18 protein-coding genes are annotated in these 19,345 nt (G+C 50.2%); 14 read left to right on the forward strand and 4 right to left on the reverse strand.

Going from position 1 to position 19,345, the window contains the following annotated elements:
* Positions 1 to 779: hypothetical protein (locus OXG10_03730; GenBank protein ID MCY3826478.1), on the reverse strand; the 779-nt coding region annotated here is incomplete at its 3' end.
* A 695-nt stretch (positions 780 to 1,474) separates the two neighbouring features.
* Here OXG10_03730 and OXG10_03735 point away from each other — a divergent pair.
* From OXG10_03735 to OXG10_03765, 7 genes are all read left to right on the forward strand, one after another.
* Entirely contained in the window at positions 1,475 to 3,220 is a 1,746-nt protein-coding gene (locus tag OXG10_03735) for a tetratricopeptide repeat protein (protein MCY3826479.1), read from the forward strand.
* On the forward strand, positions 3,210 to 3,962 hold the full coding sequence (locus OXG10_03740; GenBank protein MCY3826480.1) for a hypothetical protein: 753 nt from the start codon (positions 3,210 to 3,212) through the stop codon (positions 3,960 to 3,962). Before OXG10_03735 ends, OXG10_03740 begins: the two co-directional genes overlap by 11 nt.
* Position 3,963: 1 nt before the next feature.
* Positions 3,964 to 4,257, forward strand: a complete 294-nt coding sequence (locus OXG10_03745) for an HPr family phosphocarrier protein (protein ID MCY3826481.1) — start codon at positions 3,964 to 3,966, stop codon at positions 4,255 to 4,257.
* 64 nt (positions 4,258 to 4,321) lie between these two features.
* The gene (hisD, locus tag OXG10_03750; protein ID MCY3826482.1) at positions 4,322 to 5,614 is read left to right on the forward strand and encodes a histidinol dehydrogenase; all 1,293 of its coding nucleotides are present in this window, start codon (positions 4,322 to 4,324) and stop codon (positions 5,612 to 5,614) included.
* Between the two features lie 37 nt (positions 5,615 to 5,651).
* Positions 5,652 to 6,725, forward strand: a complete 1,074-nt coding sequence (gene hisC, locus OXG10_03755; protein MCY3826483.1) for a histidinol-phosphate transaminase — start codon at positions 5,652 to 5,654, stop codon at positions 6,723 to 6,725.
* Positions 6,726 to 6,930: 205 nt separating this feature from the next.
* Positions 6,931 to 7,752, forward strand: coding sequence for a hypothetical protein (locus tag OXG10_03760; protein MCY3826484.1), 822 nt, complete (start codon positions 6,931 to 6,933; stop codon positions 7,750 to 7,752).
* Positions 7,745 to 8,962 (forward strand): nucleotidyl transferase AbiEii/AbiGii toxin family protein, encoded by a 1,218-nt coding sequence (locus OXG10_03765; protein ID MCY3826485.1) that lies wholly within the window; start codon positions 7,745 to 7,747, stop codon positions 8,960 to 8,962. The genes OXG10_03760 and OXG10_03765 overlap by 8 nt, the downstream gene beginning before the upstream one ends.
* Positions 8,963 to 9,015: 53 nt before the next feature.
* Here OXG10_03765 and lnt read toward each other — a convergent pair whose 3' ends face one another.
* Genes lnt through OXG10_03780 form a run of 3 tightly spaced genes read right to left on the reverse strand, consistent with a single transcriptional unit; the run spans position 9,016 to position 11,533 of the window.
* Positions 9,016 to 10,599 carry an apolipoprotein N-acyltransferase gene (gene lnt, locus OXG10_03770; protein MCY3826486.1) on the reverse strand — a complete coding sequence of 528 codons (1,584 nt, stop codon included), beginning with the start codon at positions 10,597 to 10,599 and terminating at the stop codon, positions 9,016 to 9,018.
* 22 nt (positions 10,600 to 10,621) lie between these two features.
* Positions 10,622 to 11,380 carry a prolipoprotein diacylglyceryl transferase gene (locus OXG10_03775; protein ID MCY3826487.1) on the reverse strand — a complete coding sequence of 253 codons (759 nt, stop codon included), beginning with the start codon at positions 11,378 to 11,380 and terminating at the stop codon, positions 10,622 to 10,624.
* The gene (locus OXG10_03780) at positions 11,381 to 11,533 is read right to left on the reverse strand and encodes a hypothetical protein (GenBank protein ID MCY3826488.1); all 153 of its coding nucleotides are present in this window, start codon (positions 11,531 to 11,533) and stop codon (positions 11,381 to 11,383) included.
* Between the two features lie 158 nt (positions 11,534 to 11,691).
* Between OXG10_03780 and OXG10_03785 the strand changes: the two genes are divergently transcribed.
* The 7 genes from OXG10_03785 (at position 11,692) to alaS (ending at position 19,103) form a co-directional block, all read left to right on the forward strand.
* Entirely contained in the window at positions 11,692 to 12,288 is a 597-nt protein-coding gene (locus OXG10_03785) for an HNH endonuclease (GenBank protein ID MCY3826489.1), read from the forward strand.
* Between the two features lie 75 nt (positions 12,289 to 12,363).
* Entirely contained in the window at positions 12,364 to 13,629 is a 1,266-nt protein-coding gene (locus tag OXG10_03790; GenBank protein MCY3826490.1) for a hypothetical protein, read from the forward strand.
* Positions 13,630 to 13,649: 20 nt separating this feature from the next.
* Positions 13,650 to 14,186, forward strand: a complete 537-nt coding sequence (gene thpR, locus OXG10_03795) for an RNA 2',3'-cyclic phosphodiesterase (protein ID MCY3826491.1) — start codon at positions 13,650 to 13,652, stop codon at positions 14,184 to 14,186.
* A 54-nt stretch (positions 14,187 to 14,240) separates the two neighbouring features.
* A complete protein-coding gene (gene rplU / locus OXG10_03800; protein ID MCY3826492.1) occupies positions 14,241 to 14,555 on the forward strand; it encodes a 50S ribosomal protein L21 in 315 nt (104 codons plus the stop codon).
* Between the two features lie 19 nt (positions 14,556 to 14,574).
* Positions 14,575 to 14,829: a 50S ribosomal protein L27 gene (gene rpmA, locus OXG10_03805; GenBank protein MCY3826493.1), complete on the forward strand. Its 255-nt coding sequence runs from the start codon at positions 14,575 to 14,577 to the stop codon at positions 14,827 to 14,829.
* A gap of 174 nt (positions 14,830 to 15,003) precedes the next feature.
* Positions 15,004 to 16,350 (forward strand): hypothetical protein, encoded by a 1,347-nt coding sequence (locus OXG10_03810; protein MCY3826494.1) that lies wholly within the window; start codon positions 15,004 to 15,006, stop codon positions 16,348 to 16,350.
* 134 nt (positions 16,351 to 16,484) lie between these two features.
* A complete protein-coding gene (gene alaS, locus OXG10_03815) occupies positions 16,485 to 19,103 on the forward strand; it encodes an alanine--tRNA ligase (GenBank protein ID MCY3826495.1) in 2,619 nt (872 codons plus the stop codon).
* Positions 19,104 to 19,345 lie beyond the last annotated feature (242 nt).

A 19,345-nucleotide genomic window follows, 5' to 3' on the forward strand; every position in this document is an offset into this window, starting at 1 on the left:
CTCAGGCTCCCAAGCTCAGACGGTATGCTCCCCGTTAACTGGTTGGTGTGGAGATATAACCACTGCAGGCGGGTGAGGTCGCCGAGTTCTGTCGGTATCGTTCCCGTTAGCTTGTTGCCGTCGAGACGTAAAGTATTAAGATTAACGCTAAGGTTACCAAGCTCAGACGGTATGCTCCCCGTTAACTGGTTGCTGTAGAGAGCCAAGAGCTGCAGACCGGCAAGGTCGCCGAGTTCTGCCGGTATGGTTCCCGTTAACTGGTTGCTGTGGAGATATAAGAAATCCAGACTGGTAAGGTCGCCGAGTTCTGCCGGTATCGTTCCCGTTAACTGGTTGCTGTCGAGACGTAACCGCGTCGTAAGGCTGGTAAGGTTGCCCAGTTCTGCCGGTATGGTTCCCGTTAACTGGTTGCTGTCGAGCTCCAGTGAAGTGACTTTGTTGTTCTGCGCGGTAACCCCTTGCCAGGTGTTCAGGTCGCTGGCACCCCAGTTGGTTTTTTTGGGCCATGAGTTGCCTCCCGTGTCGCAATAGAGCTTCTTAAGCACATCCGCGTCGGTGGGATTGGATGGATATGTAAATGTATTACAGTCTATCTGCGCCCGCGCGTCTCTCGCTAGAAGGAAAAACGCAAGCGCAAAAAAGACCAGAACAAGGACTCCGCCCGAGGCGGAAAGAGAATCTCTTATTCCTGCGCTGACGCGGGCCGAGCCGCGAAGCAACGCGCGCGGATTAACTGGGGGGGGGGGTACTGGATCATATGAAAATTCATTTCTCTTCACGACCACGCTCATAACTCCACCACCCCGAAATAAAGAGCAATGACTTCACTTAAGCCCCTCCAAAAATACTCTTATATCTTCAGTTCAATGAAAAAGCATACCTGCTCACCATCCCCCGTCAATTACAGGGCAGCAGCGTGTAGCCCTCTTGCAAATAGTGGTGGATCAGGAACTTTTCTTGCAGGGCCAAGTGCTTGTATGACATCGGATAACCTCCTGTTATGGCTACCTTAGAGATTATCTTTGTCGCTTGGCCCTTTCAAATTGAAGTGTACTACTCAAAAAGGCTAAAACCCTGCTCTCAGGGGTGTTGCACTTCAAAGTTCAAGGGGCGTGATGGTGAAAAGTTCTGAAGATTTTTTCATCACAAACCATTTCTTCCTTGTAACGAGTCTTGGAGCGGAGTTCAGCGCGCAGGACATGCTTGCTCTGTACAGGAAGAGAGGGAAGACCGAAGCGCACATGGGGGAGTTCATGGATGCAGCGGCCCGAAAGACAATGGCTATTGTCCAACTAACTTGCTGCGCGGAAGCAGTCGAGTCGGTGTTGTTTTCCTTTGCTGTGTATTTTGATCCATCTTTGTTATTCTGTTTGAGAAGGTTCTGCCCGGTGGCATCTCGGCGGTTTTTCCTTTCGTAACTGGTACGCACCCGGGTTTCGGAACCGAGAGTTGGTATTTGTTCCAGGTGAGTGGTTTGAGAAAATCTCCTGAAAAAAAGCTGTTTCTTTTGCCTTTTCTGTTTCTTTGTCTTTCCTGCGGCGGTGTGAGACTCTCTTTTGACTCCGACAGTGGCATTGAGAGCGTAGACCGGGAGGATGCGTATTATCATTTTGCGCTTTCGGCGCTTTATCTGGAACAAGGGGACCTGAAACGTGCGCTGCAGAGCCTTGAAGAGGCAGAACGGGTTGATCCCCGGTCTTCTGAAATAAAATACCGTCTCGCTCTGATTTACACGGTTCTTAATATGCGCGAGAAGGCCGTTGCCAATTTCACCCAGTCCATCGTTCTTGATCCGTCAAATTCCCCGGCTTACAGGGACCTTGCCCGCATCTACCTTGCATATCCTGACGAAGCCATGAAGAAAAGGGGCAAGAAATTCCTGCTTAAGGCTGCCGAGACCGATTCCGGAGACAGGGAGACCTATCTGCTTCTTTGCGCGGCTGAACTCTATTCCGGCAATCTTGAAAAGGCGGGGCATTACGCCGAAAAAAGCCTTTCGATAAGTCCCAGAGATGTCACGGGTCACTTCTACCTTGGAAGCATCGCTTCCAGAAGAAACGATCTGGATGCCGCGGTAAAGCACTACGAAAGGGCCCTTGAAATTCAACGGACATACTACCCCGCTTTCGTCGGGCTCGTTGAAACCCTTGAGAAAGCGAAAAGAATCGAAGAGGCGATAGAGCAGTACGAGTCGGCGATCAGGAAATTTGCTCCTTATCGCGATGTCTTTATTTCCTACGGGAACATGCTTTACCGCCACCGCAGGTTCGAAGAGGCCATAAAGCAGTACCACAACGCGGAGGCCGCGGACCCGGAGAATCCCGAGATCAGCTTCAGAATCGGTCTTCTGTATCTTGAAAGCGGCAGTTACGAGGAAGCTATCGGAGAACTGAAACAGGTTTTCGAACGTCTGCCTGCACATTTTGGGGCAAAATACTACTCTGCCGTCGCTCACACCAAGCTCGGGCAGTATTCCCAGTCAAGGATGCTTCTCGATTCCATACCCCAAAGCTCCGACTTCCACATAGACGCAGTCGTCCATGGAGCGTACATACATGAACTTGAGGGTTCAGCACAGAAGGCGATCAATATACTGAGAGAGCTTCATGAGAAGGACCCGTACAATCCCAAGGCCGTGAATTCTCTGGGTGAAATCTACGGAAGGCAGGGAAGACAAGAGGATTCGATCTCTTTATACGGCAGGTATCTTGAAAAGCACCCCGATGAGGAATCCGTTCTGTATTCGCTCGGCGTTTCGTATTACTACAGCGATCGCATACCGGAAGCGCTTTCGGTAATGGAGGATATAATCAGCAGGAATCCGCGGAGCTTCGATGCGATGAATTTCATCGGGTACACGTATGCCGAGCGGGGAAAAAAACTTGATTACGCCGAGGAACTCATTAGCAAGGCTCTTGAGCTTGCTCCCAGGCGGGCTTACATAATCGACAGCCTGGGTTGGGTTTACTATCAGAAGGGCGATTTCACCAGAGCCCTCGAGTATCTGCTTCGCGCCTCGGAGATCCCTCCTCCCGATGCGGCTATTCTGGAGCACGTGGGCGATGTGTATGAGAAACTCGGCAAAAGAGAACTTGCGGTGGAGAATTACACGAAAGCCCTTGAACTCCTGGATTCCAAGAAACTGGTTACGGTTGAAGACAGGAAAATCCGCGCGAGGCTTCAAGAAAAGCTAAAGGAATTCAGGCGCGATGAGGCATAGCTGGGTTTTTATACCGTTTGTTCTTCTCCTTTTCTCCTGCGCCGGTAAGCTCCCGCTCCCTACCGCCGAACACCCTGATCTTTCCGCCATATTGGCAAAGGCGAAACGCACTCAGATGGGCTTCACTTCGATAAAAGCCAGGGCTAGGGTGTCAATAAAGTCCCCACAGGGGAAAATTGTTTTCGATCAGGTAGCCACCGTCGTCCGCCCGGAGTTTCTGAGAGTTTCGGTTTTCGCTCCTTTCGGCGAGATGCTCGCAAGGGTGGTTTCCGACGGAGAAAGCGTGAGAATGAAGACCAAATGGGAAGAGTTGATCTTTGAGAATCCGGAGGATTTCAGACTTTCCTACCTTTATCCGGGGCTCCCGCCCCAGCTCGGAGTTGAGGACATAGTAAACTTCCTGCTGGGGGGATCCCCGTTTGTCATTCCCCAGAAAAGCTACTCTGTGCGGACTGGGGAGAAGGAGGGGGAGATAGTTTTCGTGTTTTCGGGAAGCACGCCTCTCCAGGTCACGGTCGATTTCCCGAGAAACTTCATAACCAGAGTGGAGGGTACGCTTTCTGACGGAGAGAAGGCTAAAATTGAGTTCTCGCTCCTCAAACGGATTGACTCGGACACCTATTTTCCGAGAAGACTGCTTTTTGCGACCGCCGATTACAGTCTCAGCGTGAATTATGACGAGAATTTACGGGTAAACTCAAAGACGGATATTTCTTTTTTCCGCTCCGCAGAGGAACCCTGATTTGTCGCAGAAACCGCTTGTAAGAAACTTCGTAATAAGAAACCGTTTGGGTCTTCACGCCAGAGCGGCCGCGGTTCTGGTCGCCCTGACCAGCAGATTCAGTTCCAGTATAATGATAAGGAAAGACAGTTTCGAGATAGACGGAAAAAGCATACTGGGTGTTTTGTCCCTTGCGGCCATTTGTGGCACTGAAGTTGCCATTACGATAGAGGGGGAGGACTCGGAGCTTGCGATGGAGGAAGTCTCCCGTCTGATTGAAAGCGGCTTCGGAGAAGGAATCGATCCGGAAAACTGAGTTTGGGATATTCCGCAACCGGGATAAACTGAATCGGTTTTTAAGGGAAAACACTGTTACGACCATGAAGATTATAAGGATAAATTCAAAAAATCTGGAAAGAAGGTCAAGAGAAATAGAGAAATCGGCCTCACATTTCGATCCGGAGCTTGTTTCGCAGACAGAAAAGATTGTAGAGGACGTCAGAGAGCAGGGAGACTCGGCGCTTTTTCGCTACGCGAAGAAATTTGACGGGCCTTACGTAACTGCGAAAAACGTAAAGGTCACCGATCGCGAATTTGAAGAGGCTAAAGCAGCCGTCGCACCGGGTATTGCGAGGGACCTTAAGAAGGCCGCTTCACGGATTCGCTCCTACCAGAAGAAGAAGCTTCCGAAGGCCGGAGCCTACAAGGATGCGCTCGGAAACGAACTTGGCTGGCTGATAAGACCAATTGAGAAGGTGGGAGTGTATGTTCCGGGAGGCAAGGCTTCGTACCCTTCAACCGTTCTCATGACCGCCATACCGGCGCGGGTTGCCGGGGCAATCGAGATAAGCGTTGTCACACCATGTTCCGGGAAACGGGTGCGCCCCGAGATTCTTGTGGCGTGCGAAATTGCCGGGGTGAGCAACGTCTACAAAATAGGCGGGGCCCACGCCATAGCGGCAATGGCCTTTGGAACCAGAAGCATACCGAAAGTGGACAAGGTAGTAGGTCCGGGGAACATCTATGTTACGATAGCCAAGAAGCTGGTTTATGGTTTCTGCGACATTGACATGCTGGCAGGGCCGACCGAGGTTCTGATTATAGCCGACGGTTCGTGTCCGCCGGGATGGGTTGCCGCGGACCTGCTTGCTCAGGCCGAGCATGACGAAATGTCAATCCCGATTCTCGCGACCACCAGCTATGATTACGCCAAAGAGGTGAAAAAGGAAGTGCTCTCGCAGCTAAGGGAGCTTGAAAGAGAGCAAATCGCGGGCGCCGCGGTCTCAAGCAACGGAAGAATCTACGTAACCGAGAACATGGAGCAGGCAGTAGCGCTTTCAAACGCGGTTGCTCCCGAGCACCTTGAGCTCTGCGTGCGTTCCCCCAAATCTCTTCTAAAAGGCATAAAACACGCGGGAGCAATATTTCTGGGATCTCTCTCGACCGAGCCTTTCGGCGATTACGTCTCGGGTCCGAGTCACGTTCTTCCGACGGGAGGAGCGGCGAGGTTTTCTTCTCCTCTCAGCGTTTATGATTTCCTGAGGATGCCGAGCACCATATCGATGTCGAAAAAAGGCTTTTCGTCTCTCGGCGCGACCGTTATGAATCTTGCCCACGCCGAGGGGCTTTCGGGTCACGCGTTTTCGGTAAAAAGACGGATTGAGGATTCCTGAGCAATGTTCACGCTACTGTTTAGAACGGGAGACTCCAGTGTCTGACATAGATTCAATTAAAAGCAGGATTTCTAAGAACCTAAGGTCAATATCCGCTTACTCGGTGCCGAGGATCGACTGCTCGGTCAGGCTTGATGGAAACGAAAGTCCTTACGATCTTGAGGAAGAAGAGAAGCTTGCGCTTTCCGAACGGCTGGCGAAGCTTCCGGTAAATCGTTATCCGGATCCCGAGGCTCTGGAGGTAAGAACTTCTCTTTCCCGAGCTGCAGGCTTTTCTGTGGATGGGATATTGCTTGGCAACGGTTCAGACGAGATCATACAGATGATCGTCGAGGTGCTTGGGGGGAAAAGCGGCCGCGTACTCGTGCCGTCCCCGACCTTCTCGATGTACAGGATCACGTCGCTTATTCTGGGAAAGCAGGTGACGGAGGTTGAGCTTGATGAGAACTTTGACATAGATCTCGAACAGACCTTGGAGACGATTCGCGCGCAGGACCCTGACATCGTTTTTCTCGCGACTCCGAACAATCCTACCGGGAACTCTTTTTCGGAAGAAAAAGTGCTTGAGATCCTTGAGGCAAGCGGGGGCGCGGTGGTTGTCGACGAGGCCTACTGCGATTTTTCCAAAAAAAGCTATATTCCCCATATAGATAAATATGAAAACCTGCTGGTACTGAGAACAATGTCCAAGATAGGGTTTGCGGGGGCGAGACTTGGAATATTCTTTGCACGACCGCAGGTCGCAGACGAAGTGAACAAGGCGCGTCTTCCCTATAACATAAATTCCTTTAGTCAGGATGTGCTGTCTTTTGCTCTTGAAAACCCCGGGGTTATCGAGCGGAAGATAGGCCTTATATTGAGCGAGAGAGAAAAGCTCCGCGGGGCACTCGAGCGGATTGAAGAGATTCATGTGTATCCGACAGACGCGAATTTTTTCCTGGTACAGGTTCCAGACGCAGATTTTCTTTTCGAAGAGCTTGTCAGAAACGATATTCTGGTTCGCCGTTTCAGTGGAGAAGGACGCCTTGCAGATTGCCTCAGGATTACGGTTGGAGCTAGAGAGGAAAACGACCGGCTCATAGAAGCCTTGGTCGGCATATTTTCTTCCTAAGTAGCTTTTCAGTGAGAAGTGTCCCGCTTACGGCGGTTCCATACACTTGTCAACATTTCTTTTCCGCGAAAAACGTCAAGTATAGCAAATATCCAAATTTCCACCAAAGATGTGATTTATTGCATTTGTAATATACAGTTTCTGTTGAATATTTTCTTTCAGTGGTGTATAATGCAATATCAATAATTCACATTTTTGGTGATTTATGGACGGTAATACTATACAACAAAGATCAATACCGCAAGGCAGGCGCAAACTCGCAACTGTCATCAGAGGGGCTGGTGACATTATTCGAATCGAAGATGTAGTCTCTGTTCTCCCGACAGGGCGGTCGGATGCCGCCAAGCTTCTTTCACGCTGGGCCGGCCAAGGCTGGTTAAGACGTATTGGGCCGGGTGCCTATGTTGCTGTGTCTCTTGATTCGCTTGAAAGCGAGCGGATTCTGGATGATCCTTGGATACTTGTACCGGTTCTTTATGCTCCTGGTTATATTGGTGGGTGGACTGCCGCGGAATACTGGGACCTCACCGAACAGTTGTTCCGCCAGATTCTTGTTATGACCACGAGAACAGTTCGTAAAAAGTATGAGATACGTGATGGAGCACAATTCATCGTGCGCCATATACAGGAACGAAAGTTTTTTGGTACTAAAGCGGTCTGGCGCGGTCGGTCTAAAGTTCTGATTTCTGATGTTCACCGTACGATCATTGACATGCTCGATGAACCATCCGTCGGCGGGGGGATTCAGCATGTGGCTGACTGTCTAGCTGTTTATCTGAGGAGTCCTGATCGAGATGATGAAATACTGATAGACTATGCGGAAGGGCTTGCTAATGGTGCGGTTTTCAAAAGGCTTGGTTTTCTGGCTGAAAAGTATCCTGACACCGGGGATTTGACCGAGACATGTCTGAAACACCTTACCAGTGGCAACGCCAAGGTTGACCCCGCGTTAGAGTGTCCTCGTCTGATCTCAAAATGGCGTCTTCGGATTCCGCTGAACTGGACAACAGGAGAAAGAAGTGATTAGCAAGCGCGAGATCATCGATGTAGCGACCATTAAGGGGCTCAATCCCCACATTGTAGAGAAGGACTATGTTCTTGGCTGGTTGCTGTGGGGAATATCTAATCATGAGATTTTAGGTGAAAGCTGGCTTTTTAAGGGCGGCACCTGCCTGAAAAAATGCTTTTTTGAGACCTACAGATTTTCCGAAGACCTCGATTTTACTCTTTCTGATGCCACGCATATCGATGACGGCTTTCTTAAAACCGTGTTTGGGGAAATATGCGAACACATCTATCAGCAGACCGGCATCGAACTTCCGTCGCATTCTCACAAGTTTGACATTTACCAAAACCCGCGTGGTGGCAAATCCTGCCAAGCCCGGATAGGGTATCAGGGCCCGGTGTCGCCGCGTGGCAGAAGCATGCCGAGGATCAAGTTTGACCTGACGGCCGATGAGTTCGTAGTGCTGAGCCCGGTTCGGTCTCAGGTTTATCATCCTTACAGCGATGCCCCGAACGGAGATATCATCATACGGTCATATGCATACGAAGAGGCGTTTGGCGAGAAGATAAGGGCCCTTGCTGAACGGGGGAGACCCCGTGACCTGTACGATGTTGTCAACTTATTTCGCAATGCCGATGCAAGGCCCGCTAGTACTGCCGTATTGATTGATGTGCTCCGCCAGAAATGCGAGTTCAAAAAAATCGATTTTCCTGTCCTCGCCCAACTTGAAATTCATCGGTCTATCCTACAAAACAGATGGGCGCAAATGCTGTCACACCAATTGCCTTTCTTGCCTCCGTTTGTGACATTTTGGAATGAGTTGCCAATCTTTTTTACATGGCTTGAAAGCGGTATCACACCGCAGATCCCACCTGCCTACACTGGAGAGGCGGGGGAGAGAGTAATACGCGAACGCACATTGCTTCTGCAGGTTTCTGCCAAGGTAAAGGCATGTATCGAGATTATCCGTTTCGCTGCTTCCAACCTGCTTTGCGTTGATCTGGACTATCGAGGAAATATAAGGCGTATTGAACCTTACTCGCTCCGTTTTAATGGAGAAGGCGGTATAATCCTTGGAGTTCACGATGTTGATAAAAACGAACGCGACGGCTATCTGGTCGATAATATTCAGGGAGTACAGATTACAGATCAGGTTTTTAATCCCCGTTTTGCAATTGAGCTGATGCCTGCAACTCAAATCACTGGTGTTCCCGCGGGAAACTCTTCATAAAAATACCATGGCCTCAAGCCACGGTTTAAACGAGCGACAAAGACAACGGACCTCTAGTCAGCATATTTTCTTCCTAAGTAGCTTTTCACCACGAAAAGAATTGTCGCCGCAAGTGCCAGCCACGCGAAGATGTCCCCAACCCTCGAGTAGAGAGTCTCAAGCGAGTCGATTAGAACCACCTCTCCCTCCAGATTTTCCGTAGTGAATATCCCCGTGCGGGCCTCTATCTTTCCTGTAGGAGATACGATCGCGCTTACGCCGCTGTTTGTTGATCTTACCAGGTAACGGCGCGTTTCAACTGCCCTTGGAATTGAGAGGAGCAGATGCTGGTAGGGAGCGATACTCCTTCCGAACCAAGCGTCGTTTGTGAGGTTAACGAGCAGGTTGGCTCCCATTTTCACGTAGTCACTCGAAATCTTCGCCACTATGTCCTCATAGCATATAAGGGACCCTATTCTCATGTTTTTTTCCGAAACCTCAAGCACTCTGAGGCCTTCTCCCGGGGTGAGATCTCCCATCATGGGGAAGACCCTTTTGAGGAACTTAAGCTCCTCGTTTATCAAGGGGAAATATTCGCCCAGAAGAAAAAGCCGGGTCTTGCTGTAGTGGCCGAGGATATAACTCTTAGGATCGACTAGGAAGGTAGTATTGTATTTTTTGTGGTCCTCTTCATCCCAGCCGTCCTCAAGCAGGATGGGGTCCTGGGTAAAGGAAAGTCCTCCGATGAGGAAGTGCGCTGGGTGTCCAGCCGGCACTATGTCTGCTTGATTTTCAATTCTGTATGACGATTTGTCTTTGGGAAACCAGTACTGAACCGATGTCTCCGGCCAGATCACGAGGTCTGCCTCCGGAAGTCTTCGCGACATCTCCCTGTGTTTTTCCGTTATGACCGGTTCATTGTCGAGGTTCTTTTCCGCGTAATCAAAATTCGCCTGAACCATCCCGATTTTCACCCGGGGCTCTGTCTTAAGGAAAGCCTCGATTTCGTTTATCCTGAAGGATCCGTAGCTGAGCAAGATTGCGATTGTGGCAATCGAGATTGCGGGTGCGGCAAGCACAGGTTTTTTTCTCCGCCGCAAGTCGTCGACGAGGTAGAAAACCGACACGTTTACAAAAAACATCAGAAACCCCAGAAAGTTCACCCCGAGCGTGTCAACCACCTGTATTACCTTCGGGTAGTAGCCTTGGGAGACTCCTATTCCGTAGGGAAAGAGAACCGGGAAGAAAAACTCTGCGACCACCCAGGCAAAAGAAATCATGAGCGCGTTTGCGACACTTTTTCTCCGGCAGAGTCCGAATCTCGATATATACCAAGTGAAAATTCCGAACTGAAGCGATGAGTACACACAGAACAGAAACACGGCCGCCATGCTCGGGAGCAAGGGGATTTCACCGAACCTGTTGAGAGTCCCGACGAGCCAGTAAAGCGAGACGAGGTTCATGGATGTCCCGGATATCATGCCCAGTCGAAGTGACTGCGAAGCGCTTTTCCCCTGAAGCGCCAGAAGCATTGGGGCAAAGCATACCCAGCCCAGTACGCCGAGAGTGCTTGAAAAAAGGGATGCGGAAAAAAGCACCCCGGATCCTGCGGCCAGGATTTCGTTTCCGGTCGGTCTGGTTATCCGGATCGTTTTCATGCGTAGGAGCGAAACTGCGGGTTCAAAACGCTTCCTTGTGTCTGCGTAAAGATATGTATTTGAGCGCTCCGATAAGGATCAGTGCAAGTGCCATTACCTGCGCTACTGAAAGGCCGGATATCGGGCTTTCAGTGGTGTTTCTTATGAACTCGATAAAGAACCTTTCAAGGCCCGCGAGTCCCAGATATATGCTGGCGAGCCAGCCGACAGGCCTGTCCTTCTTCCTTATCTTCCACAGCACTAAGAACACAAGAGACATTATGATCGTTTCATAGATCTGAGTCGGATGAACCGCCTCAAGTGTCGGGGGGGAACCCTTTGGAAACGGCATCGCCCAGGGGAGTGTGGAGGCGATCCCGTAATCGTCTCCAACTAGAAGACAGCCGACCCTTCCAGTCGCGTAAGCTATTGCGAGAGCCGGGGCGGTGGCGTCAAGAACTTTCCAGAAACTTTCTTTATGCTTTTTTGTTAGTACGAAAAAGGCGAAGAGAGCCAGAAAAAATCCTCCGTAGAAGGTAAGTCCTCCCCTTAGAAGAAGGTAGTGCATGGGGTAGGAGATAAGGTCGCTTAGGGGAACGTTCTCGATCAGGAAAAGAAGCTTGGCCCCGAGTATGCCTCCCACAAGGCAGGCAAGAAAACCCTGTTCGTGAAGTCGCCTGGACATCCCTTTTCTTTCAAATTCCATCCCGGAAACCCAGAAAGCGACAAGAAAAGAGACGGCGACCATCGCCCCGAAGGATGTAATATGAAAATCGCCTATTCTGAGAAGTTCAGGGAACATTTATTTCTTCTCTTCTCCGGATTCAAGTTCTTTTTCCGCTTCGGAGTTTGACCTTACGAGAAGAAATATGGACAGAAAAAGTGCTATGCAGAGGATTATCTGAATCAGCAGGTTGGTTTCCATTTCCATGTTAAGGGACTTCCTCTTGGACACCCTCCTTAAAGTGCGTACTTGCTTAGTAAATACGAACGGGATGCTGCCGTGATTGCATTTTGGCTGGGCGATGGGAATTTTAACCAACAGTTAAGGAAAATAAAAGTGTCGTTGCGTGCTTGAATAACCCCCGCAAGCCGGTAAATTAGTCGGCTATTATGCTTCAGTCACCGGTACTGGTTTTGAACAGGTTTTTCGTCCCTGTCTCGGTAACGAGCTTGAAAAGGGCCTTTATCCTTCTTTACGGTGGTGCCGCAAAGGCTGTAAACAGGGAGTATGAGACCTTTGACTTCGATTCGTGGAAGGATATCCGTTCGGTCGACGCCGAAGACTGCGTAAGGACCGTTACCAGCGTTATAAAAGCTCCACGGGTGATAATTCTCGTTAGGTATGAGGGGTATCACAGAAAGCAACCTAAGTTCAACAGGATAAACATTTTCAGAAGGGACGCGGACACATGCCAGTACTGCGCGAAGGCTTTTCGGAAAAGAGATCTTACCCTTGACCATGTGATTCCGCGGTCAATGGGCGGAAGAAGTACCTGGGACAACATAGTGTGCTGTTGTGTTAAGTGCAACAGGAAAAAGGGAGGAAAGACTCCCGAGCAGGCGAACATGAGACTGCTCACCAAACCTGTGAAGCCCGTTGCCAGTATTTTTTCCAACCTCCATTTTAAAGCCGTGAGATATGAGGAGTGGGAGCCTTTTCTGAACTTTGTGGATATGTCTTACTGGAACGTCGAACTGACTGACTGAAGTTTTGTCTCAGGAAATGTCTTTGCCGCGAGATCATTGTCCGTTCGCGGCCTCGAGACCTGGAAAGAAAAAAAGATGAGATCAGCGCTTGCGGTTTTCTTTACGCTCTTGTTTATTCCCTGCTTGGCGACCGCGCAGATACAGCTTCCCCCGGTTGCTTCTCCGATAAAAAAAATACCGATCGCCGTTGCGGTGCTTAAAGCCAAGGGGGATTTGAGCGTGTACGGGAAGAATTTCACTGATGTCCTGAAGAATGATCTTACCAACGCGGCCCTTTTTGATGTCCGCCAGGTGAACATACTGTTTTCATCCTCTTTTGAGGATATAGATTTCGAATATTTAGATGCTCAGAAAACCAGGTATCTGGTGAGCGGAAATTTTGATGTTTCGCCTCGGGAGGTCTCTTACGATCTCATAGTTTATGATGTGCCCAGCAGGCAGGAGCGCATGAGAAGGAGATACGTGGCGTCTCCGCGCCACATAAGGAATGTGGTGCACAAATTTGCGGGTGAGCTCATGAGGGAGCTTACCGGCCTCGACGGCTTTTTTGACTCAGAGATAGTGTTTGTCAGAAGGGACGGTCATGGAAGTGATCTCTTTATCATGGATTACGACGGGCACAACGCAAAAAGGCTTACCAATCACGGATCTTCGGTTCTCTCTCCTGACTGTTCACCTGACGGAAGCCAAGTGGTCTTCACTTCCGACAGAAGCTGGGATCATGACGTCTACTTGCTGAATTTCAAAGCCACCCGCCTCCCCGCTGAGGGCAAGAGGATAACCCGGGGCATTCACCTCGACAATTCTCCGAGCTGGTCTCCAGACGGCAGCCGTGTGGCGTTTAGCCGTAACGGGGACATATACATAGCCTCGTCCTCAGGGGAAATACTTAAGCGACTTACCAAGTCTCCCGCCATAGATATCTCCCCGACTTGGTCTCCCGACAGCAGAAAAATTGCCTTTGTGTCGGATCGGGCGGGAGCGCCGAACATATACGTAATAAGCTCCGAGGGGGGTCGAGCGGTAAGAATTACCTCGGAGGGTTACAATACCGACCCGGTCTGGTCTCCAAGCCACTTAGTTAACCGTATAGCGTTTGTGAAAGTGAAAAAATCCGAGGCCGACATCTACTCCGTAGGACCTGACGGCCGGGGCCAGCAAAGGCTTACCTCTTCGGGAAGAAACGAGCATCCCTCGTGGTCTCCCGATGGTCACTACATCACTTTCTCTTCAAAGAGGCTGGGGAAAAGGCAGGTATACATCATGTACTTAAACGGTGAGAACAAGCTTCCGCTTTCCCGGGGCAAAAATGATTCGTTCTCCACTTGGTGCGTGAAGTAGCGGATGGGGAGGCTTTGCTCTTGAGACTTTTTATCGCGGCCTTTCTTCCCGAGGAAACAAAAGATGTGCTTTTTCGCTACGTCCAGTCGCTTAGGGGTTTTCTTCGAGGGGTAAGGTGGGAACCGAAGGAGAAACTTCACGTCACGCTCAGGTTTCTTGGAGATGTTGATGAATCGTGTCTTGAGGACATATCAGCCGATGTAGGTTCCGCGGTTTGCGGTTCGGGGAGTGTTGAGTCTGGATTTGACGATTTTTGCCTGTTTCCGGGCTCGAGAAATCCTAGAGTGTTGGCCTTGGGTCTTGTGAAAAACGAGCAGTTCCAGTCTCTTTTTGACAAAGTGCAGAGTGCGGTCCTGCAGAACGGGTTTGAGATGGAGAAAAGAAAATTCATCCCGCACGTGACTCTGGGCAGGATCAGAGGGGATTTCGAGGGAATCAGGAGGATTCCTCAACCGGACAAAACGGAGTTCTCCATTACAAGAGTCGGGCTTGTTCAAAGTGAGCTTGGATCCCGCTACACCAGCCTCAGGACATGGAATCTTCAGAGCGGCATTTGACAAAAGAATTTTCTAACAGGCAAAATAGTGCTTCCATAAAGTGCGGAGGACGTTATGCACGCTGTTATAAAGACCGGTGGAAAACAGTATATAGTCAAACCGGGCGACATTATTGATATAGAAAAAATCTCCGGCGAACCCGGCGAAGAAGTGAACTTTGAGGAAGTCCTGCTTGTGTCCGCTGACGGAGAGGACGTTAAGGTGGGTAGCCCTGTTGTTGAAAATGCCAGGGTTGAGGGTAGAATAGTAAAGCAGAAAAAGGGCGAGAAGATAGTAGTCTTCAAGTTCAAAAGAAGGAAAGGGTACAGAAAAAAGGCGGGCCATCGCCAAAACCTGACCAGCGTCGAGATTACGAGCATAAGCGCCTGATTCGCGGAGGCGAGTAAGCATGTCAACCAAAAAAGGTGGCGGAAGTTCCAAAAACGGAAGGGATTCCATAGGCAGAAGGCTTGGCGTAAAGAAATTCGGAGGCCAGCCGGTTGTCAAGGGGAACATAATAGTAAGGCAGCGTGGTACCAGCATTAAGCCTGGTCTGAACGTGGGGCTTGGAAAGGATTACACGATATTCGCAATGTCTGACGGGGTTGTGAAATTTCAGAAATCCGGAAAGGGCAGAACAAAGGTTTCCGTAGTTCCTGCCTGAGCGGTTCCCCGTAAAACTAGTTTTTTGTTTTTCTCCTATTATAATTACTGAATACTTTTACCGGCATGTTGTCCTTCTGGATAAGTTAGACGGAAATTTACCTTGAGTCCTTTGAAAAACCGGAAAAAATCTTTCAATCTAGTTCCATTCTTTCCCGTATTTATTTTCTGTCTTGTGCTTTCATTTCTGGCGGTTTTTGCGTTCCAGTATTTTTATTTCCCGGAGAGGTACGCCGACCTCATAGTTGAGGAGATGGAAGAAGTGTTCAGCGAGGAGGTTTTTTTCGCCGACCGCGCAAGAAGCATTCTTGATACGAGAAACAATGTCGGGTACGTAAGGCTGCTTGATCATAACGGGGTGCTTGAGAAGAGTTTCGGTTTTCAGGATGACAAGGGGTTTGAGAAGCTCACCCTCAAGGGACCTGAGGGAAAGACTGTCCTTTTGGGTCTGAGAAGTTCTGTTGGGGAAAGCTTCCACCTTGACGCTTTGCTCTGGAGCCTCATTTTCGCTTCCCTGATGGCAGTTGTTTTTACTTCCCTGATACGTTTTATAAGTGATCGGGCATTCCGGTTCATGGGGGAATTCTCTGAGGCTGTAGGTTCTGTTGCCAGCGGAGATTACTCGGTCCGCCTGGATGGGCGGTCTTCGCTCATTGCGGGGGCAGGGGTTCAGTGGCTCTGCCGTGAATTCAACGAAATGGTCTCTTCGCTTGAAGGCGGGTCGGCCGACCGGGACGACACGGAGGATCTGGAAGATGCGGACTTTGACCGTTCGGATGAACTGCCGACGGATTTCCGGCCGAAGATAGTCTTAAGAGAGGAGCAATCTTCTGATGTTTCTTCATTTCGGGCTCCCCAAGATTCGTTTGATGAGGGTCTGGTGGAAATCGTGCATGTTGAAGAAGAGGATGCCGAACCTGAACAAGATGCTCCCTCCGCCGTTACCGAGGTTGCGGATTCCGAGGGGAAGAAGACAGATATCAGCATACTCGTCGTAAAGATCGCGGATTTTGAAACGCTGATTGAAGATGTTTCGCCATCCAGCGTCAACTCTCTTACGGCCTATTACAGAAAGTCCGTTTCAACCACTATAGGCTCCTTCGGAGGAACCGTGGAGGCCATACTTCGCGATGAGGTGGTGGCTTTTTTCACCAACCCCGGTCCCGGACCCGCTGCAAAGCTCAATTGCGTGTGCTGCGCGGTTGAGATAATGCAGCTTTTCGCCGGGGTGGTCGATGGTCAGAAAGTCTCTGCCCGGTCGGATATAAAGCTCAAGATGGGCATTTCCTCGGCTGATTTGCCGGTGTCAGATGAATCGGACGTTTTCGCGCTTGCGAAACCCTTTGTGGACGAGGCCAAGGCTCTTTGCGATGGAGCGAGGGTTTGGAGCGTATTTGTTACGACCGGTTTCCGCGAGGGCGCAAGCGATTATCTCGAAGTGAGACGTGAAAAGGTCGATGGGAACTTCTGTTACGCCGTTACCGGGGTTGAGGAAGAAGCATTGCAGCGGGCCGGAAGATAGAGCTCTCTCCTTGCTTTGCTCCGCTCTTTCAATTCAGTTTTCTACCATTCCTGTTATATTTCCTCATCCGGGCTGGAAACCGGCTTCTTAGCCAATAACGGTTCACCGTACTGTATGCTTGGGATTTTTGTCAGATGAAAGGACGCGAGGTTAGAAGAGAATTTATCGAGTATTTCTCCGAAAGGGGACACGAACCGGTGCGCAGTTCCATTCTTATACCGGAGAACGATCCTACCCTCCTTTTTACCAACGCCGGGATGGTTCAGTTCAAAAATGTTTTCACTGGGAATGAGACCAGGGATTTCAAAAGAGCGGTTTCTTCCCAGAAGTGTCTCAGAGCCGGGGGAAAGCACAACGATCTTGACAACGTCGGGTATACGGCGAGACACCACACTTTTTTTGAAATGCTTGGGAATTTCTCCTTTGGGGACTACTTCAAGGAAGGAGCCATCAATTATGGATGGGATCTTATTACCAATGTTTACGGGCTTCCCAAGGGAAAACTCTGGATCACCGTCTATAAAGACGACGACGAGGCTTTTGAGATCTGGAACAAAGATATCGGTGTTGCCAAGAAAAGGATCGTGAGGATGGGGGAGAAAGACAATTTCTGGTCAATGGGGGATACGGGTCCGTGCGGTCCGTGTTCCGAGATACTGATAGACCAGGGGGAATCGCTTGGCTGCGGGAAAGCGGGGTGCGCCGTCGGATGCGAGTGCGATCGTTACCTTGAGCTCTGGAATCTTGTGTTCATGCAGTTTGAGAGAAATCAAAAGGGAGAGATGACACCTCTTCCTCGTCCCAGCATCGATACGGGGCTTGGGCTTGAAAGACTTGCAGCGGTTCTTCAGGGAGTGCGGAGCAACTATGAGACCGACCTTCTAAGAGGAATAATAAGCAAGATAGAGGAGCTTTCCGGAAGAGATTATTCCACCGACCGCTCGACCGAGGTTGCGATGAGGGTTATGGCGGATCACTCAAGAGCGCTTGCCTTTCTCATCTCGGACGGAGTATTCCCGTCAAACGAAGGTAGGGGATACGTCCTTAGGAGAATACTCAGGAGAGCTGTTCGCCACTCCAAGTTTCTGGGAATAGACGAACCCTTTATCTACAGGGTCCTGCCCGCGGTTGAGGGGATCATGGCGGATGCCTACCCTGAGATCAGGGAAAAGGGGGACTTTGTATCCCAGGTTGTAAAAAGCGAGGAGGAGAGATTCCTCGAGACGGTGGACAGAGGACTTGAACTTCTTAACCAGGAAATCGCAAAGCTCGGGAAAAAGAAGAAGCTCCCTGGCAAGGTGGTTTTCAGTCTCTACGATACATACGGGTTCCCGGTCGACCTAACCGAAGACATAACCAGAACCGAGGGTATAGATATTGACCTCCCGGGCTTTGAGAAGGAAATGGAGAGACAGAGAACCAAGTCAAGAAAAGCCCGCGGCGGCGGAGAAACCGACCTTACATCTGTTCTGCTTGAGCTCGCCGGAGAGATGACAACAGAATTTGTTGGCTACAAGACCCTCTCTTCCGAAGGCGCGGTTACTGGGATAATAAGCCAGGGAGAAATTTCCGATACAGCTTGGGAAAGTCAGGAAGCCCAGATAATTACCGATATCACTCCTTTTTACGGGGAATCGGGCGGACAGACCGGGGACAGGGGCGAAATTGCCGGGCCAGGATTCCACGCGAAGGTCCTCGATACGAGAAAGCTCACCCCCACGTTTTTCATTCACAATGTCATTGTCGAGAAGGGAAATGCGCAGGTCGGCGACACGGTACACATGGAGGTTGACCCCGTGTTCAGACAGGGGGTTACGGCTCACCATACCTCAACACATGTGCTTCACGCCGTTTTAAAGGAAGTCCTCGGCAATCACGTCAATCAGGCAGGATCGTTCGTCGGGCCCGACAGGCTCAGGTTTGATTTCAGCCACTATTCCTCGATCGAGAAACAGCAGCTCGATTCCATAGAACAGATCATCAACGAGAGAATAAGGCGTGACGACGAGGTCGTGACAAAAGAAGACGTTTCGTACGACGAAGCCATAAAGGACGGGGCCACCGCTATATTCGAAGAGAAATACGGCGACAGGGTAAGGGTGGTAATGATAGGGGACTACAGCAAGGAGCTTTGCGGCGGCACCCATGTCAGGGCTTCGGGCGAGATAGGCATGGTGAAGATAGTGTCTGAGAGCGCGTCTTCCGCGGGAGTGAGGAGGATCGAGGCCGTAAGCGGTCAGGCGGCATGGAATTACATGAAAGGGCAGGAAGATATCCTGAACGAATTCTCCGCCAGCCTTAACGCCCCCCGCTCCGAACTTCTTTCTAGGCTTGCAGGAGTGATTGATGAAAACGCCCGACTCCAAGCGGAAATCGAATCTTCCAGGGCGAAGACTCTTGTAGAAACGGCCTCCGGGCTGATTGACAAAGTTGAGGATGTGGGAGGAGTTAATCTCCTTCGGGTCAAAGTTTCTGTTTCGAAACCTGCGGAACTGCGTTCTCTTTGGGATTACCTGAAGGGGAAAATGAATAACGGCATCGCTGTGCTTGTCGCTGAGAACAGAGGCCGGGTTTTTATTCTTGTGGGTATTACCAAGGACCTTGTCGGCAGTTATCACGCTGGAAAAATCGTAAAGGAGCTTGCCGGGATTGTCGGCGGAAAAGGGGGCGGAGGTGCCGAGATGGCGCAGGCGGGCGGAAATATGCCTGAAAACATACCGAAGATGCTTGGCCACTTGGGAAACCTCATATGAAAAGAAATTCCAGACAGTGACGCTTGCCTTGCCAAGATTATGGAGTTCTACTCCAAGAGTCATCCTGTCTGTAAGAAGTGCGGCAGAGAGACTCCTTAGTCATCATTTAGCACCAATCCCTCTTTTTTAAGAAGTTGTTCAAGGAGAGTTTCAACTCTTGCCATGCGTTCTCGAAGATCGGTTACATCCCTACGGACTTCCCTGACATCTTCTTTTATACCGCGAATATCCGCAGCATTCCA

This window comes from Candidatus Dadabacteria bacterium (genome assembly GCA_026706695.1).
GTDB lineage: Bacteria > Desulfobacterota_D > UBA1144 > Nemesobacterales > Nemesobacteraceae > Nemesobacter.

What these genes read in the sequence shown, in the direction of transcription:
- OXG10_03760 (MCY3826484.1), top strand. Translation starts at nt 6,931, where the DNA reads ATGGACGGTAATACTATACAACAAAGATCAATACCGCAAGGCAGGCGC.
- OXG10_03785 (MCY3826489.1), top strand. Translation starts at nt 11,692, where the DNA reads ATGCTTCAGTCACCGGTACTGGTTTTGAACAGGTTTTTCGTCCCTGTC.
- OXG10_03740 (MCY3826480.1), top strand. Translation starts at nt 3,210, where the DNA reads ATGAGGCATAGCTGGGTTTTTATACCGTTTGTTCTTCTCCTTTTCTCC.
- hisD (MCY3826482.1), top strand. Translation starts at nt 4,322, where the DNA reads ATGAAGATTATAAGGATAAATTCAAAAAATCTGGAAAGAAGGTCAAGA.
- OXG10_03775 (MCY3826487.1), bottom strand. Translation starts at nt 11,380, where the DNA reads ATGTTCCCTGAACTTCTCAGAATAGGCGATTTTCATATTACATCCTTC.
- lnt (MCY3826486.1), bottom strand. Translation starts at nt 10,599, where the DNA reads ATGAAAACGATCCGGATAACCAGACCGACCGGAAACGAAATCCTGGCC.
- rplU (MCY3826492.1), top strand. Translation starts at nt 14,241, where the DNA reads ATGCACGCTGTTATAAAGACCGGTGGAAAACAGTATATAGTCAAACCG.
- rpmA (MCY3826493.1), top strand. Translation starts at nt 14,575, where the DNA reads ATGTCAACCAAAAAAGGTGGCGGAAGTTCCAAAAACGGAAGGGATTCC.
- alaS (MCY3826495.1), top strand. Translation starts at nt 16,485, where the DNA reads ATGAAAGGACGCGAGGTTAGAAGAGAATTTATCGAGTATTTCTCCGAA.
- OXG10_03790 (MCY3826490.1), top strand. Translation starts at nt 12,364, where the DNA reads ATGAGATCAGCGCTTGCGGTTTTCTTTACGCTCTTGTTTATTCCCTGC.